General features: G+C 42.5%; 15 protein-coding genes and 1 pseudogene. All 16 read right to left on the bottom strand.

Annotation, left to right across the window (positions count from 1 at the left end; all coding sequences use genetic code 11):
• Positions 1-76 precede the first annotated feature (76 nt).
• The 16 genes and pseudogenes from WKI23_RS01410 to WKI23_RS01340 all read right to left on the bottom strand — a co-directional run bounded on the left by WKI23_RS01410 (position 77) and on the right by WKI23_RS01340 (position 14,802).
• A complete protein-coding gene (locus WKI23_RS01410; protein WP_261064650.1) occupies positions 77-1,324 on the bottom strand; it encodes a toxic anion resistance protein in 1,248 nt (415 codons plus the stop codon).
• A gap of 21 nt (positions 1,325-1,345) precedes the next feature.
• Complete coding sequence (locus WKI23_RS01405) at positions 1,346-2,152, bottom strand: hypothetical protein (protein ID WP_368078699.1); 807 nt, start codon at positions 2,150-2,152, stop codon at positions 1,346-1,348.
• Between the two features lie 506 nt (positions 2,153-2,658).
• Positions 2,659-3,006, bottom strand: coding sequence for a type II toxin-antitoxin system RelE/ParE family toxin (locus WKI23_RS01400; RefSeq protein ID WP_368078698.1), 348 nt, complete (start codon positions 3,004-3,006; stop codon positions 2,659-2,661).
• Positions 2,996-3,283 carry a type II toxin-antitoxin system RelB/DinJ family antitoxin gene (locus WKI23_RS01395; RefSeq protein ID WP_368078697.1) on the bottom strand — a complete coding sequence of 96 codons (288 nt, stop codon included), beginning with the start codon at positions 3,281-3,283 and terminating at the stop codon, positions 2,996-2,998. Before WKI23_RS01395 ends, WKI23_RS01400 begins: the two co-directional genes overlap by 11 nt.
• Before the next feature lie 162 nt (positions 3,284-3,445).
• Positions 3,446-4,057, bottom strand: coding sequence for a 30S ribosomal protein S4 (gene rpsD, locus WKI23_RS01390; protein ID WP_000092756.1), 612 nt, complete (start codon positions 4,055-4,057; stop codon positions 3,446-3,448).
• Positions 4,058-4,251: 194 nt separating this feature from the next.
• Positions 4,252-5,304 (bottom strand): HAMP domain-containing sensor histidine kinase, encoded by a 1,053-nt coding sequence (locus tag WKI23_RS01385; RefSeq protein WP_368078696.1) that lies wholly within the window; start codon positions 5,302-5,304, stop codon positions 4,252-4,254.
• On the bottom strand, positions 5,301-5,999 hold the full coding sequence (locus WKI23_RS01380; protein ID WP_000520643.1) for a response regulator transcription factor: 699 nt from the start codon (positions 5,997-5,999) through the stop codon (positions 5,301-5,303). Before WKI23_RS01380 ends, WKI23_RS01385 begins: the two co-directional genes overlap by 4 nt.
• A gap of 166 nt (positions 6,000-6,165) precedes the next feature.
• Positions 6,166-8,367, bottom strand: coding sequence for a PavB family fibronectin-binding SSURE repeat adhesin (locus WKI23_RS01375; protein ID WP_368078695.1), 2,202 nt, complete (start codon positions 8,365-8,367; stop codon positions 6,166-6,168).
• Between the two features lie 115 nt (positions 8,368-8,482).
• Complete coding sequence (locus WKI23_RS01370; RefSeq protein WP_368078694.1) at positions 8,483-9,499, bottom strand: glycosyltransferase family 2 protein; 1,017 nt, start codon at positions 9,497-9,499, stop codon at positions 8,483-8,485.
• 260 nt (positions 9,500-9,759) lie between these two features.
• Entirely contained in the window at positions 9,760-10,425 is a 666-nt protein-coding gene (locus WKI23_RS01365; protein WP_267247925.1) for a potassium channel family protein, read from the bottom strand.
• A 13-nt stretch (positions 10,426-10,438) separates the two neighbouring features.
• A complete protein-coding gene (locus WKI23_RS01360; protein ID WP_368078693.1) occupies positions 10,439-11,818 on the bottom strand; it encodes a potassium transporter TrkG in 1,380 nt (459 codons plus the stop codon).
• A gap of 33 nt (positions 11,819-11,851) precedes the next feature.
• A complete protein-coding gene (locus WKI23_RS01355; protein WP_368078692.1) occupies positions 11,852-12,616 on the bottom strand; it encodes a nucleoside phosphorylase in 765 nt (254 codons plus the stop codon).
• Between the two features lie 218 nt (positions 12,617-12,834).
• Positions 12,835-12,957, bottom strand: coding sequence for a hypothetical protein (locus WKI23_RS01350; protein WP_263850218.1), 123 nt, complete (start codon positions 12,955-12,957; stop codon positions 12,835-12,837).
• A 174-nt stretch (positions 12,958-13,131) separates the two neighbouring features.
• Positions 13,132-13,254 (bottom strand): annotated as a pseudogene (locus tag WKI23_RS09405) (TraX family protein); the annotation flags it as partial.
• Between the two features lie 29 nt (positions 13,255-13,283).
• Positions 13,284-13,841: a sugar O-acetyltransferase gene (locus tag WKI23_RS01345; protein ID WP_368078691.1), complete on the bottom strand. Its 558-nt coding sequence runs from the start codon at positions 13,839-13,841 to the stop codon at positions 13,284-13,286.
• Between the two features lie 106 nt (positions 13,842-13,947).
• The gene (locus WKI23_RS01340; RefSeq protein ID WP_368078690.1) at positions 13,948-14,802 is read right to left on the bottom strand and encodes a VOC family protein; all 855 of its coding nucleotides are present in this window, start codon (positions 14,800-14,802) and stop codon (positions 13,948-13,950) included.
• Positions 14,803-15,042 lie beyond the last annotated feature (240 nt).

Genomic DNA, 15,042 nt, shown 5'->3' with positions numbered 1-15,042 from the left:
CCACTGACAATGGTTGGCGAAGAACTCCTAGACAAGCAAAATCCCCTGCAAATCTACATTGCAGGGGACTTGTGTGTTATTCTTGTACTTCTTTCTGGGCAGCCTTTCCTTGGTCTAGAAGGGCTTGAACGATTTTCTCATCGCGTAGTTTGACAGAATCGTTGATCATTTCTGCGGACTTGACGATTGTTGTTTCTAGTTGGGCACGTTTCTGGCGTCCCAACTCAATAGCTGCGACGATACCTTGGTTTTGTGCAACCAGACTTTCAGCCAGTTTGGTAACCGATTCGACAGCGACTGTCGGACTTTGGGCAATTCGTTCCATCTGCGGAATCACTTCCTTGCTGGTTTCAGCTAGCATCTGAAGGGCAGCATTGTTGGCATTGACAATGGCATCTGCCACGACACCTGATTTCATGGATTGTTGCAAAATACCAAGTTGGGCAATAGAAAGCTTCATTGTTGGAATCGTATTACGACGAAGCATGCCCAATTTTTGACGCATATCAGATGACACCTTCACAAGATTACGCATCTGAGGTGTTGTTGCCCAGGCAACATAGAGACGGCTGACATACTCAGTATGTTGTTGTTCAAGGGTATTGACCACTTCAGCCATGCGGGCCAATTCTTGTGACTTGGTTTGGTATTCTACCGTACTTGTATCGAGTTGGTCAGCTTGAGCTTTCAGTTCTGCAGCGCGCTTGCCAGCTTCTGTCTGGCTGGCTTCGATAAAGGAAATCACTCCCACTAGATTTTCAATGGATTTTGTATTGTCCTCAATCAACATCTCAGCAGAGACGATATTTCGAGCTAGCACATCTTCTTGCTTGACCACTGCGGCAGCCATGCCATCGAGCTTTTGCTCCACTGTTTTTGAGTCAAAGTAAAATTCTTGTAGGGTATTTTTGCTCTTGTTAAACAATCGTTGCAAAAAGTTTGGCTTCTCTTCTAACTCAGCAATTTCAGCGTTCTTGTATTTAACTACAAAGCCTTGCAACTCACGGTTGGTATTCTTGAGTAGATCATCCACTTGGGGAATCTGCAGTTTCTTTTGTTCTGACAAGATACGATTGACTGTATTGTTCACACCTTCTACAGCAGATTGGCCAAAATCTAAGAGAGAATTTTGATTGGTAACAAACTGGTCTACTAACTGAGGCACGTGCGCCTTGATTCCTTCTTGCTGCTCAGGGCTCAACTTTTCAAGGAAGGTCAAGGTCTTGTCTGAGCCAGTATTGGTCTCGATGATTTGGGTTGTTTTATCCACCTTAGCTACCGTATTATTGGCAATCTGGTCAATATCGAAATTAAATTCTGTCATGGTTACTCCTTTGTTTCTAACCTATTCTTTACGATCTTTTTCTAGGATACGCAAACTAATATCAAAATCACGCATATCTGTTTCATTGAGTTCTCTTAACACTTGGTCCAGCTCAAGGTCAAATTGTTCGATGGCTGCTTTAGCTTGTTGCAAACGTTCTTCTGCCCGATTATAGTTCTTCGGATTGGCCTTAATCTTTAAATAGCCTTCTAAAATCGTTTTGAATTTCTCCATCTTCAAACTATGAATGGCCGTCAATTCTTCCTTATCCCCCTCAGCCGAGGTAGCAATCTTGTCTAAAATGGCCTGATGATCAATGGCAATATTAGCCAAGGTCTGGGACAATTCTGGAGCTAATTCCTCTGGCTCCGCATTTTCAAGATCTACCTGACTTTTTCTATCCAAACGTTCTAGCTGAACATCGATATTTGCCCGCACTGTACGAACCTTTTTGTCAATACGGTTGTAAACATCATCATCGATATAGGACTTGAGACGATCCGCCTCCTGATGGATTTCCCTCAGTTCGATCAATACTTGATTAGCCAAACTCTTATAGGAATCTGAGCCTTTCTCTACCAAGACTCCCTCTAACTGCTGAATATCCTTGTCCGCCTGATGAATCCGAGCTTTTAAAAGCTCAATCCGATCGTCAAGCGAACGATCCTGCAAAAGAGGATAGCGCCAACGCTTATAGAGACGATAACCACCATAGCCTAGCAGGACACAAGCCGCAAGCGGAAGAGCATATTGAACTAAGAGTCCCAATAAGAACAAGAAGCCCCAAAAATAGAGACAACCTTTCCAAAAACCATTACTCGATTTCATAAACATTCCTTATTTTCAATTTATAAGTCTATTTTAGCACAAAAGAGCAAAATGAGGGCGTAAATCCCCTAGAAAAGAGTTGATTTCTTTGCTGTAGAATGGAGGCTAGTAGCGCGTGGACTAATTTCAATGTAATGGACTCAAACCACAAACACACTCTGAGGAAATATAAAAACAAAGGCTTGAAATATCGGAACTTGTATGTTAGAATGGATTTATAGTGATGATAATTGTCTAACAAGGCAACAAAAAGCCCCAACGTTCCAGCGTTGAGGTTTTTTTGGCTTATCGCCCCTTAAAGGTTATTTCTTGCGTGAGTTAAGTCATTTCTCAAACAAGGTTGTCAAAATATTGACTACTAAGGGTGCTAGAAAAATTGTGATGATAATTTCCAACATCGGCAACACCTCCCTTCCTTAAATTGAGGGGAGCAAAATATTATATCATACCAGATTTATATCATCAACATCGCGTCATTTACCAAACAAAAACGCCTTCATGAGACGCTATTTTTTCTTGAACAAGCGGATGTAGTCCTGTCTGCTATGAATAATATCTGATATAAAGACAGCTTTTCTATCCTCTAAAATATGATAGAAAGCTAGGTAATCTCCTAAAATAATGCATCGAGTTTTGTATGGTGGATATATAATACATCCTACTCTTTCGTCAGCATTAAATCCTGCTTCTGGGAAGACTTCAAGACGCTCCAATCCGTAAAGAATACTTTTAACTGTGTTTGCTCCTGCCTGTTCTGAAAAGTAGTTAGCTGAGATATAATCTTTAATACCTCTTAGCTGTTCTTGTACCGTTTCGGAGATAATAAGGCTATATGCCTTCTCGTTAAATTCCAAGGTTAGCCCTCACTTCATCAAGGCTGTAAGTTCTTCCATGTTCTAAATCCTCAAAGCTACGGGCAATTTCAGCACGCAACCCTGATAGAAGTTCTTCTCTTTCTTTGTCTACTTGAGTTTCAAATGGCAAGGCTTTATTTTCTACAATATGTTCTAAAAACAAGTTAAAACTGGCTGTCATATCAAGATTTTGCGCTGTGATAATAGCTTTAGCCTTCTCTAACAAGTCTTTGTTAGTCTTAAAGTTTACCTGTGTGTTTTTTTCTAAAACATTCATGGTAGCACCTCCTTTAGACTATTATATCACTTTGAACTATATCGGTCTAGTTACGTATAGACGATTATAGCTGGATACTAAGAGAAATCAAAAAGCACTAAGGGAAAACGCCCCAAAGTGCTTAATATCAAGGCTTCAAAGCCTGTCTTGTTTAATAAAATATTACAACATCTTGTTGTAGAATTCAACGACAAGTGCTTCGTTGATTTCTGGGTTGATTTCGTCGCGTTCTGGCAAGCGAGTCAATGAACCTTCCAATTTTTCAGCGTCGAATGATACGAATGCTGGACGTCCAAGAGTAGCTTCTACTGCTTCAAGGATAGCTGGAACTTTCAATGATTTTTCACGAACTGAAATCACTTGACCTGGAGTTACGCGGTATGATGGGATATCAACGCGTTTTCCGTCAACAAGGATGTGACCGTGGTTTACGAATTGACGAGCTTGACGACGAGTAGTCGCAAGACCAAGACGGTAAACAACGTTATCCAAACGACGTTCCAAAAGAAGCATGAAGTTGAAACCTAGGATTCCGCCTTTGATTTTTGTAGCTTGTACGAACAAGTTACGGAATTGTTTTTCACCTACACCGTAAGTGAAACGAAGTTTTTGTTTTTCAGCCAATTGCAAACCGTATTCTGACAATTTAGAACGGTTGTTTGGTCCGTGTTGTCCTGGTACGTAGTTACGACGTGCCAATTCTTTACCTGTACCTGTAAGTGAAAGGCCAAGGCGACGAGCTTGTTTCCAAGATGGTCCTGTATAACGTGACATATGAATGTCCTCCTGATATAAATAATATTTCGGTGGAAATAGTCACTTAGAAAGCCCTGATTCGTGCAGATGCCCTTCGCCTAAACAGCCAAGGTTACTTGTCATAAGACACCTGTTGACGAGCTTCATGCTTTCCTGCTGATATTTCACACAAAATCTATTCTACCATGAATAGCTGGATTTGTAAAGGGGTTTTAGGCTTTATTTTCACTACCAGAGAGGTTGAGAACGAGGGTAAAGGTACTTCCTAGACCGTACTGGCTGCTGACTGTGATTTCCCCACCCAATTGATGGGCCAATTCACGCGCAATCGCAAGTCCTAATCCATGACCACCTGTCTTCATGTTACGCGAAGTTTCGACACGATAAAGGCGTTTGAAAATATTCTCCAAATCCTCTGGGGCAATTCCCTGCCCCTCATCGGTCACACTGATTGAAAGCTGGTTCTTCTCCAGTTTAGCTACCACCTCCAGCTTGGTTCCTGGAGCAGAGTATTTAAAAGCGTTATTGACCAGATTCACCAAGATACGAGAAAGTTTGGCATAATCTCCTTCAATCCGGGCAGACTCTGGGATCACCTGCAAGTGGACATCTCTTCTCTCCTGCTCAATCAAAAACTGAAACTCACTCATACACTCAATCAAGAGCTGATCCAGAAAAATGCTGTCTTTACTAGTCGTCTCCGCCTGATTTCTGGCTGTGTTTAGGGTCAAAAAATTCAACTCCTCAACCAGTTTATTGAGCCTTTCCGTCTGGCGTCCAATGGTTGCTAGATAATGAGCTTGCTCCGACTCCTTGATAACCCCGTCCAAAATCCCTTCTACCGTCGCTTGGATCGAAGTGATAGGAGTCTTGATATCATGCGACAGCTGAGCAATCATCAAGCCTTTTTCTCGTTCGCTTTCTTCCAAGGAATCAAAGCTTGCCTGCAAATCATGGGACATCTCATTAAAAGTTTGCCCTAATTGCTGAAATTCTACAGGCCCTTGAACCTCCAAATTTGAGGGGAAATCCTTGTCCGCTACCCGCTTGGCATGTTCCTTGAGTTTGCCCAACGACGTAAAGACCGGCGATAGGAGAAAGAGACTAATCCCAGCACCGACAAGGCTGGCAACAATGGTCATCCCAAGCAAAAAGTAAATCTCTCCTTTCTCAATCAGCATTTTTTGAACAGCCCAAAAAACAACCAAAATGGTTAAGAGGGTTGAAATAATATATCCAACCAAAATATAACTTTTTAGTTTCATGTTTGTCCTCTCGGTTTCTCTATCTTATATCCCAAGCCCCAAACTGTCTTAATAGTGGGCGTTTGGTCACTACTATATTTTGCCAACTCCTGTCGAAGAGCATGGATATGCACATTCAAGGTATTGGTATCATCCACATAGTCTTCTTGCCAGACCTTTTCATAGAGGTCTGTCTTGGAGAAAACTCGCTCTGGATTGCTAGCTAAAATCCACAGCAATTCAAATGATTTAACAGTCAAATCCAGCATTTCTTCTCCTATTTGAACTTCATGACTACTATGATTCATTTTCAGATTGCCAAGGGAAATCAGCTCTGTTTCGCCCCCACGATGAAGGCGGCGCAAAATATTGTGGACCCGCAAAACCAGCTCACGAGGGCTAAAGGGCTTAGCAATAAAATCATCTGCTCCCAAGCTCAGGCCGTAAATCTTGTCCTGTTCACTGGTCTTAGCAGTAATAAATAGGAAAGGTTGCTCTGGTGATAAGTATTGAACCTCACTGATTAAATCATAACCATCCATCCGAGGCATCATGACATCTGTGATAATCAAATCAATCGGTTTTTTCTTGAACAGCTCTAGCGCTTCCAGTCCGTCATGGGCTACCAAGACCTGATAACCTGCCTGAATTAAGTATCTCTGATGAATATCTGTGATTTCTACCTCGTCATCGACGAGTAAAATTGTCTTTCCCATCTGTCTCTCCTTTGATAAAAACAGTGCTATACTGCTTTAAGTATAACACTATTTTTATTGTTTTACGATGATTTTAATCTGCTATTGAAAGAAAGTCCTGATTGCTGATTGAGTTGGTAAACTAGCCTTAGTCAGCTCACTATCCATCATTTATTTCCTTAGCTGATTAGTTTTCTTCTTTTTTGTTTTTCAAACCTAGACCACCGAGTAAACCTGCAAGCGCAAGCCCAAGGAAACCAATACTTGCCATTGATGTTTGAGCTTCACCAGTATTTGGTAGCATAGCTTTATCATCTGACATCATCGTATCAGACATCTTGTTAGCAGAAGCAGTCCTGTTTTCACCTGCCATCGTATTGGTAGAGCTTGTCATGGTGTCAGCAGGCATGCTATCTGTAGTACCTGGAGCTGGAGTCTCAGTCTTCATGCCTGATTTTTCCATTTGGTCATTTGCTGGCATTGCTTTATCAGTCTCTTTGGCTGGTGCCATCATGTTCTTATGGTCAGCAGCTGTAGCATGACTGTGATTCATCGGAGTCACACTAGAACCAGAGTTAGAAGGTGAAAATGAACCATTTGCTGTGTCTGAAACGTTTATGTTAATAGTAACTTGTTTAGTTGCTACGACATTTGTCAAATCTGCTTTACCGTCTTTGTTGCCATAGACTTTGACTGTAGCGCTGTAAGTTTGAGTACCGTTTGCTCGGAACTGGTCAATGAGTTCTTGTTTTTCTTTGCCAGCTACGTTTCCGTCCAAGGCTACTTGATAGAAGTATTGACCTTTGGTCTTCACGTTTTCACCTAGTGGAGATAGGGCTGGGTTTTTAGCGTCGCCATTATCTGACCATGGAGCCTTGTCAGATGCTTTCAGCAAGAGACGAGTTAACATACCATCACCTGCGAAGAGTTCGTATGGAATCACATGGTTGACACCGGCTGTGAATGGACCTTCGCCCTTAGCTTTTTCTAGGTAGGCTGCTGGAACATCGATACTGTCTTTAACGTTATCTTTAACAGCTTTTTCGACAGTTTCTTTAGCAACTAATCCATTGATGTTGATGTCTACATTTTTAGTAGCAACTAGATTAGTCAAGTCAGCTTTACCGTCTTTATTTCCGTAAACTTTAACAGTAGCTTTATAAGTTTGAGTACCATTAGTACGAAGCTGATCGATTAAAGCTTGACCTTGTTTACCAACAGTATTGCCATTTAAGTCTACTTCATAGAAATATTGACCTTTGGTCTTCACGTTTTCTCCTAATGGAGATAGAGCTGGGTTTTTAGCGTCACCGTTGTCTGACCATGGAGCCTTGTCAGATGCCTTGAGCAAGAGACGAGTCAACATACCATCACCTGCGAAGAGTTCGTATGGAATCACATGGTTGACACCGGCTGTGAATGGACCTTCGCCCTTGGCTTGTTCTAGGTAGGCTGCTGGAACATCGATACTATCTTTAACGTTGTTTTCAACTGCAGAGTTAACATCGCTTCTTGTTACAAGACCGTTCAAGGTAATATTGACATTACGTGTCTTGACAACCTTAGTCAAATCAGGTTTATCTCCGTCTGCTTCATAGACAGTCAGGGTAGCTTCATAGGTATTTGTACCATTCGTACGAAGTGTATCTAATAGATCTTGATCCTGCTTACCTGTGGTATTACCATTCAAAGATACTTGATAGTAATACTTACCATCAGGTAAATTTTTCACTGGTGGAATTTTCTCGTTTTGAGCGACACCGTTATCTGACCATGGTGCCTTGTCGGATGCCTTGAGCAAGAGACGAGTCAACATACCATCGCCTGCGAAAAGTTCGTATTTAAGCGGTTTGTTTACACCAGCCAAGAACGGACCGGGAACTTTGGCTTGTTCTAGGTAGCCCGCTGGGACATCGATACTGTCTTTAACATCCTCATCGACAGCTTTTTCAATATCTGCTGGAGTTGCTTGTGTCCCTGCCACATCAGCTGTATCTACAGCTTCTTTTAAGACATCTGTTAGCTCTGGATTTTCTTGAGCTTCTTCACCTTTTTCAAAAAGTGTATCCAGACGGGAAGGGCTTGTTTCCTCGCTCACTTCAGTTCCTTCTGTAGGTGTAGAAAGTGAATTCGTATTTCCAGCAACGGCCTCAGGTTTCGCTTGAGTGAGAACGGTGTCTCCCTGAGTTTCTGCTAAGTCACCCTCTTTCGTTACCGATTCCCCTTCAGGTAATACTTGAGCAGGGGTTGGATTGAGCCCATCGGCACGTACAGAACTTGGTTGACCAACTAGGACAAAGAAGCCACTAGCCACAACAACTGAGGCAACACCGACACTAAGACGGCGAATAGACCAACGAGTATATCTTTGATTTGGATTGAATTTCATAGGATTCTCCTTAGAGTTTTTCTTTATTTGATGACTCTAGTATAATCTCCTAAAATTAAAAAGGACTAAGAAAAAGTTAAAATTTTTCTTAAATCCCTCTTATAAAATACTTATATCAATTAAATCCATAAACAGATTTGGTGATTTGATAGACGACATTGGACAGTTTGCGAGCTGGCAAGACGGAATGTTTGGTCAAACGGCTGAGCATGGTCTTACGGATAGCCTGAAAGACCTCTGGATTTTCCTGTTGAATGTAGGTCCACAGCTCCCGTTTTTTGGCCAGATGCTCCGCTGTGCCTGCTCGATTGAGCAAGGCACTGGAAATAACCGTCGTGATTTCAATGTGATTCAGCAGATATTCTCGCATTTTAGGGTGGCTTACTTTAGATAAATCAAGCTGGTCTACCAAGAGTCGATTAACCTTGAGCTGCTGGTCAATACGCTTAATCATCACCTGCTCATTGACAGACTGGTCCTCACGCCCAATCAAATAACGATAGAAATCGACAGGCAGATAGTACATGGTCTTGACCTTCTGAAGGGGGGTAAAGACAAAAAGATTATCGACATAAAAGGTATGCTCAGGCAGTTGGAACTGACTCGCTCGCAACAAATCTGTCCGATAAATCAGCGAGTGCATCATGATATACTGACCTTTTGAGAAATTTCCGACCTGGTCCCAGCCAAAAATCTGCTGAACAGGCAAGACGGACTCGTAACTCATACTCTTCTTACGAGACTGACCTTCCTTTTCATAGACAAAATTGGTCACAAAGGCATCAACTTCCTGCCCCTCACTCTCTAGTTCCTGCAAGGTTTCAAGAATTTTTAAATAGGCACGAGGATCTACCCAGTCATCACTATCAACTACTTTAAAATAGCGCCCAGAAGCCTCTGCCAAGCCACGATTGACGGCACCGCCATGGCCCTTATTTTCCTGATAAATAACTCTAACGATGTTAGGATACTTGTCGGCTAAACGCTCAGCGATTTCCTGAGTCTGGTCCTGAGATCCGTCATTGATAATCAAAATCTCAACTTGCTCACCACCAATCACTAGCGACTCCACGCAGTAATGAAGATAGGCTGCGGCATTATAGCTAGGAATGGCGATAGACAATAACTTCATAATCTACTCCTTTAGGGGACTGATTTTTTCTTATACTCTTCGAAAATCTCTTCAAACCGCGTCAACCCTATCTGCAACCTCAAAGCAACCTGCGGCTAGTTTCCTAGTTTGCTCTTTGATTTTCATTGAGTATTACTCTCTCTTGTCACTTCTTTCTATTCTACCATAAAGTCCAGTTTTTGAAGGACTTTTACTAGAAGACAAGGGGGGCTGTCTCTCTTTGCCATCTTGGGCATCAAAAAAGAGGGAAGCTCCCTCTTTTACGAATTTAATGCTGCTAGGGTATCCAAATACTGGTTGTTGATGACCGCCAAAATATAGGTATCTGCCTTCAAGAGGTCATCTGGACCAAATTCAACATCCAATGGGGAATTTTCCTGCTCTCGGAAGCCCAAAATATTCAGATTGTATTTGCCACGGAGGTCTAATTCACTCAGACTTTGACCTGCCCAAGACTGAGGAATCTTCATCTCCACGATAGAGACATTTTTATCCAACTGAAAAACATCAACACTATTATGGAAAAGAATGGTCTGTGCTAGGGACTGCCCCATTTCATACTCTGGCGAGATAACCGAGTCAGCTCCAATCTTTTCCAGCACTTTCTTAGCAGTCTGACTTTTGACCTTAGCAATAACAGTCGGTACCCCCAAACTCTTACAGTGCATAACCGCAAGCACACTCGACTCCAGATTTTCACCTGTCGCGACTACAACGGTATCGCAGGTATCAATCCCTGCTGATCTCAATAATTCTTCATCTGTGATGTCACCAATCACTCCACGCGCCAAAACTGGCTCAAACTGATTGATGCGCTCTGCGTGGTCATCAATAGCGATAATATTCATATCCTGCTTGGCTAGGGCAGCTAGGACACTGCTCCCAAAAATTCCCAAGCCTAAAATTCCAATCGTACGATCTGACATGCTCTTTCCTTTCTTAACCAATACTAATATCTGCTTTCATATAGTGAATCATATCTTTCTTTTCTGGATGGTAATCTGCTAGACTGACCAGCAGGGTCAAGGGACCAATTCGTCCGATAAACATGAGAACCATAATCACACTTAGAGCTAATTTCCCTAAATCTGGAGTTAAATTTGCCGTCACTCCGACTGTCCCAAGAGCAGAAATGGTTTCAAATATGAGGTGGATAAAGGGAGGATTTCCCTTGGCTGTGATCCCTAGTAAAATCAAGCCCAGCAAGAAGGTCATCAAAAAGATAATAAAGACACTAAAGGATTTTTGAACCGTTCGTGGCGCAATCGTCCGTCTCGCTACATTGGCATGAGGTAAGCCTAGAAGCTCACTTCGTGCAAAGACCAAGAGGACAAAAAATGTGGTAATCTTGAGCCCCCCAGCTGTTCCTCCTGGAGCCCCACCTAGAAACATCTGCAAGATATAAATCAATAAGGTAACAGGACGAGCCATGCTGTAATCAATTGTCCCAAAACCAGCCGTTCTCATGCTGACAGTTTGGAAAAAGCTGACCAAGACCTTATCTGCAACAGGGAGATTGCCAATCGTCCCTGCATTGTTCCATTCAAGAGCGAGACTGCTCACCGTCCCAAAAGCTAGTAGCCCCACCGTCAGTAATAAAACCAGTTTGGTGTGAAAATGCAGGCGCCCTTTTTTCTTTTTCCCTATATGCGTAGCAAGGTCAAACCAGACCATAAATCCAAGACCACCTGTGATAATCAAGCCTGCGATGACCAGATTGACCAAGGGATCAGTCTGAAAAGCAATCAAGCTCGTACTTCCAAAATTATCAAAACCTGCATTACAGAAGGCGGATATAGCTAGAAAAATAGCACTAAAGAGACCGCGCCCCCAGCCAAGTTGAGGAACAAAACGAAAACTGAGGAATAGAGCTCCCAAACCCTCAACCAAAAAAGTCGTGAGAAAAATAGAATAGACAAACTTTCTCAAAGATCGAGTCTCTCCATAACTAAAACTATCCTGAATAGTTGTACGGCTACGAAGACTAAGCTTTTGCTTGCTCTGGATATAGAAAACCCCAATAAAGGTCATGAGCCCCAGACCACCAATCTGAATCAAGAACATACAAATGAGCTGACCCCAAATATTGTAGGTATCAGCGACAGGCTGGGTAAAAAGACCTGTCACACAGACCATGGATACAGTTGTAAAGAGATGATCAAAATAAGTCGCTCGTGAGCTTTCAACTTGGACAAAAGGCAAACTCAAAAGGAGAGAACCTAGTAAAATGACCAAGGCAAAACTCAAAAAAATACGACGGGCTGGCGATAAACGAGATAAGCCTAGCTCTATTTTTTCCTTAGATAATTTAAATAACATACATCCATTGTACCATAAAAAGTAGGAGAGGAGTTAGATCTGAAAGGCTATTTCAAGGCAGAGTTCTAGCGCCTTATCAAAAGCTTGCGAGCCCCAGTCACGACTATCGTACTGGTCCAAGTCAGCTAGGGAATCTGCTGTGAACAACAATTCACCCCAGAGAACCCCACGCAATTGAGCTACTGCCGCAAGCGCAGCACACTCCATCTCTACAACAGCACAGCCTTCTTCCTTACGATAAGCCACCTTTTCAGCCGTTTCTCGGTAAAAACCGTCTGTCGTCCAGGTCATGACTTCTTCATAAGGAATCTCTCTGGCTTCCAAAACTTGCTCAATAGCAGCAATAGCCTCTGGCTGCATTTCCATATAACGAGAAGGTGCCACATAGTGGTAACTGGCTCCTTCATCTCGCAGAGCGCGAACAGGGACTAGAAAGGCATTTTCCTCTATATCGGCTAGCACACCACAGGTACCTGTGGAAATAATCTGCTCCACACCATAGCCAATCAACCAATCCATAAACTGGGCTGCTGGAGCTGAACCAACAGGAGCCTGAGCCAGACAAATCTCCTCGCCTTTGTAGTTCACGACATAGACTGGATAGGTCTTGGTGGCAGAAATGAATTCGCCGACACAGTCCGCCCCTACTTCCCTCGCATAGCGGTCAATCTCCTCACCTAAAAATGCATAGACACATTTCTTGGGCAAGTGCAAGTCCAGCCCTTCGTGATCAGGCATGATGACTGCCTGAGGATTGTCATCAAACTCTAAAATAGGAATCGCATGTTTCTGAATCATAGCCTGCCTCCTCTAATTTTGTACTATTGTATCAAAAATCGACGGAGTGTCAAGGAGGGGCTGATAAACTGGGGAGAGAAACAATACAATAACAATATTTTTGACAGAGACTCTTTTTAATGGTACAATGGACTTGCTTAAAAGTTCGATGAAATAAGCACATAAGAAAACACCACCGGTTGCCGCCAGTGGTGTTTTTTTGCGCTTGCTCAAGGCGCTCAGGCTATTTCTTTTTCTTGTCGCATTTGCTTGCTACAAATCGGATAAGCCACTCCGATAAGACATTCGCTAGTGTACCAGCAAGAATAGGTAGCAAGACAAGTTCGATGAAATAAGCACATAAGATCACCTCCTGCCTGCGCAGTCTAGTGTTTGCGACCTTACTATTGTATCATCTTTGACTGAAAATAAATAGAAAAATCATTGATATCATCTAGTCATCCACAAAAACTCTCTCCTACACTAATACTTCTTGTATCAAAAAGCATCCCAGTTACAAGATGATTTAAAATTGATCAATGAAGCAGACTTGCTAAGATATAGAGTAGGTAAATGTGGGTTGGGTAAAAAATATAGAAGAAGTTTTTATCTCCACTCCCTTTTTCTCCATTATAGAAGAACAAGGGAATGACAGAAAAGAAACAACACCCGCTGTTCCTTTTTACTTCTACTTCACAGGTATCTCCTTAATCACACGCGCAGGATTGCCACCTAACACAACATTATCTCCAAAGGACTTGGTAATCACGGCCCCTGCTCCTGCGACGACATTATTTCCAAGTGTGACTCCAGGCAGGACAATGACGCCACCACCAGCCCAGAAATTGTCTCCGATTGTGATAGGATTACCGTACTCAATACCTGAATTGCGCTCATGTGGATCCAGCGGATGGAGAGGAGTCAAGAACTGACAGTTGGGACCAATCATGGCATTGTCCCCGATACGAATAGGGCAGACATCCAGCATGGTCAAGTTCCAGTTAGAATAAAAATTTTCCCCTAGATGGATATTAACTCCATAATCGACCACCAGGCGTGGATTGACATATAGATTTTGTCCAGTCGAGCCAAACCAATCCTTAATGATTTCAGCTCCCTTCAAGGGATCCTCTTCCTTGTTAAAGGCAGCCTGTTTTTGGCGAGAAACCTGAGCCAAGGCGCGCAATTCTGGGTTTGATGGACAGTAAAACTCTCCTGCTATCATTTTTTGGTATTCGCTAGTCATTGTATTCTTCTCCTTATTCCCTACTATCATATCAAAATTTCTACATATCTGACTAGGATAAGGAGTACTTCCTACAGTTTATGCTTTGATTTTCAACACATCTTGCCTATCTTGCTAAACGAATACGGGACACAATTCCATCTGGGTCTATGATTTCCAACTGGCTCGATGTCAGCCACTTGATAGGCGCCTCAACTTCCTGTCCTCTTTCGGCAATTGCTAGAAGTTCTTCTTTGCTTGCGACTTCAATGACATAGTAGGCCAAGCCGGGTAAACCTTGTTCATGTCTGGTTAGCCTTTTTCCTCCCCACTCGTTGACCGCTAAATGATGATGATAATCCCCAGACGCAATCCAACTAGCGCTAGGCACACTGAATTTATCCTCTAGCCCTAAAACCTTTTGATAAAACCGGCTTGCTACTTGACTATCCCTGACAGAAAGATGGATATGCCCCATGCGCGTAGTAGAGGCTATCTCACAAGGTTCTACTTTACGTCCCATCTTATATATTTCTTGAGCAGATAAGGCTTCAGTCACTCCGACAATGCGCCCATCCTCACGAATATCCCAGTCCTCTACAGGCTTATCACGATAAATTTCAATCCCATTCCCTTCTAAATCTTCCAGATAGATTGCTTCACTGTAGCCATGATCCGCCCCGCCGACTAGCTGAATTTGCAGCTCTGCTATATGCTTAAACAGATTTGCCAAATCCTCACGACTTGGTAAAAGGATAGCTAGGTGATAGAGACCATAGTGATCTTGCACCTCCTCTAGCCTGTCTGTTTTCAGTAAATGAACCAAAGCCTTTCCACCAGCTCCTAAAATACTTTCAGATTCTGTCTGAGAAAGGATTTCCAAGCCTAGAATCTGATGATAGAAGGCAGTCTGACTTGCCACATCCTTTACATTTAAAACAGCCTCTGCCAAATAAATCTTACTATTGTATGCGTAGGTCATCTATTTCTCCTTTGTTCTTTTTATTGTAACTTTGTTTATTACAGCATTATACTCCTTTTTTACTTGGAGTCAAGTAGAACAACTCAAATAGCAGGACAAAACGATGTTGGGCAAAAAGTCGACTTCAGGAGAAAATGAAGTAAATCTCCCCACAATAAAACGCATAGTACCAAGGTTTCTCAAGACCTGATACTATGCGTTTGTCTGATTTCAAAGACTTCTTGCCCAGCCTCGTTTTTG

The organism is Streptococcus pseudopneumoniae (assembly GCF_038148955.1).
GTDB classification, from domain to species: Bacteria; Bacillota; Bacilli; order Lactobacillales; family Streptococcaceae; genus Streptococcus; species Streptococcus pseudopneumoniae_T.
Note: the sequence above shows the minus strand (reverse complement) of the source record. Positions and strands in the feature narration are given on the sequence as shown.

Excerpts from the sequence above, each read along its gene's own strand:
- WKI23_RS01410 (WP_261064650.1), bottom strand. The coding sequence starts at position 1,324 with ATGACAGAATTTAATTTCGATATTGACCAGATTGCCAATAATACGGTA.
- WKI23_RS01405 (WP_368078699.1), bottom strand. The coding sequence starts at position 2,152 with ATGAAATCGAGTAATGGTTTTTGGAAAGGTTGTCTCTATTTTTGGGGC.
- WKI23_RS01395 (WP_368078697.1), bottom strand. The coding sequence starts at position 3,283 with ATGAATGTTTTAGAAAAAAACACACAGGTAAACTTTAAGACTAACAAA.
- rpsD (WP_000092756.1), bottom strand. The coding sequence starts at position 4,057 with ATGTCACGTTATACAGGACCATCTTGGAAACAAGCTCGTCGCCTTGGC.
- WKI23_RS01385 (WP_368078696.1), bottom strand. The coding sequence starts at position 5,304 with ATGAAACTAAAAAGTTATATTTTGGTTGGATATATTATTTCAACCCTC.
- WKI23_RS01380 (WP_000520643.1), bottom strand. The coding sequence starts at position 5,999 with ATGGGAAAGACAATTTTACTCGTCGATGACGAGGTAGAAATCACAGAT.
- WKI23_RS01375 (WP_368078695.1), bottom strand. The coding sequence starts at position 8,367 with ATGAAATTCAATCCAAATCAAAGATATACTCGTTGGTCTATTCGCCGT.
- WKI23_RS01370 (WP_368078694.1), bottom strand. The coding sequence starts at position 9,499 with ATGAAGTTATTGTCTATCGCCATTCCTAGCTATAATGCCGCAGCCTAT.
- WKI23_RS01365 (WP_267247925.1), bottom strand. The coding sequence starts at position 10,425 with ATGTCAGATCGTACGATTGGAATTTTAGGCTTGGGAATTTTTGGGAGC.
- WKI23_RS01360 (WP_368078693.1), bottom strand. The coding sequence starts at position 11,818 with ATGTTATTTAAATTATCTAAGGAAAAAATAGAGCTAGGCTTATCTCGT.
- WKI23_RS01355 (WP_368078692.1), bottom strand. The coding sequence starts at position 12,616 with ATGATTCAGAAACATGCGATTCCTATTTTAGAGTTTGATGACAATCCT.
- WKI23_RS01350 (WP_263850218.1), bottom strand. The coding sequence starts at position 12,957 with ATGTGCTTATTTCATCGAACTTGTCTTGCTACCTATTCTTGCTGGTAC.
- WKI23_RS01345 (WP_368078691.1), bottom strand. The coding sequence starts at position 13,841 with ATGACTAGCGAATACCAAAAAATGATAGCAGGAGAGTTTTACTGTCCA.
- WKI23_RS01340 (WP_368078690.1), bottom strand. The coding sequence starts at position 14,802 with ATGACCTACGCATACAATAGTAAGATTTATTTGGCAGAGGCTGTTTTA.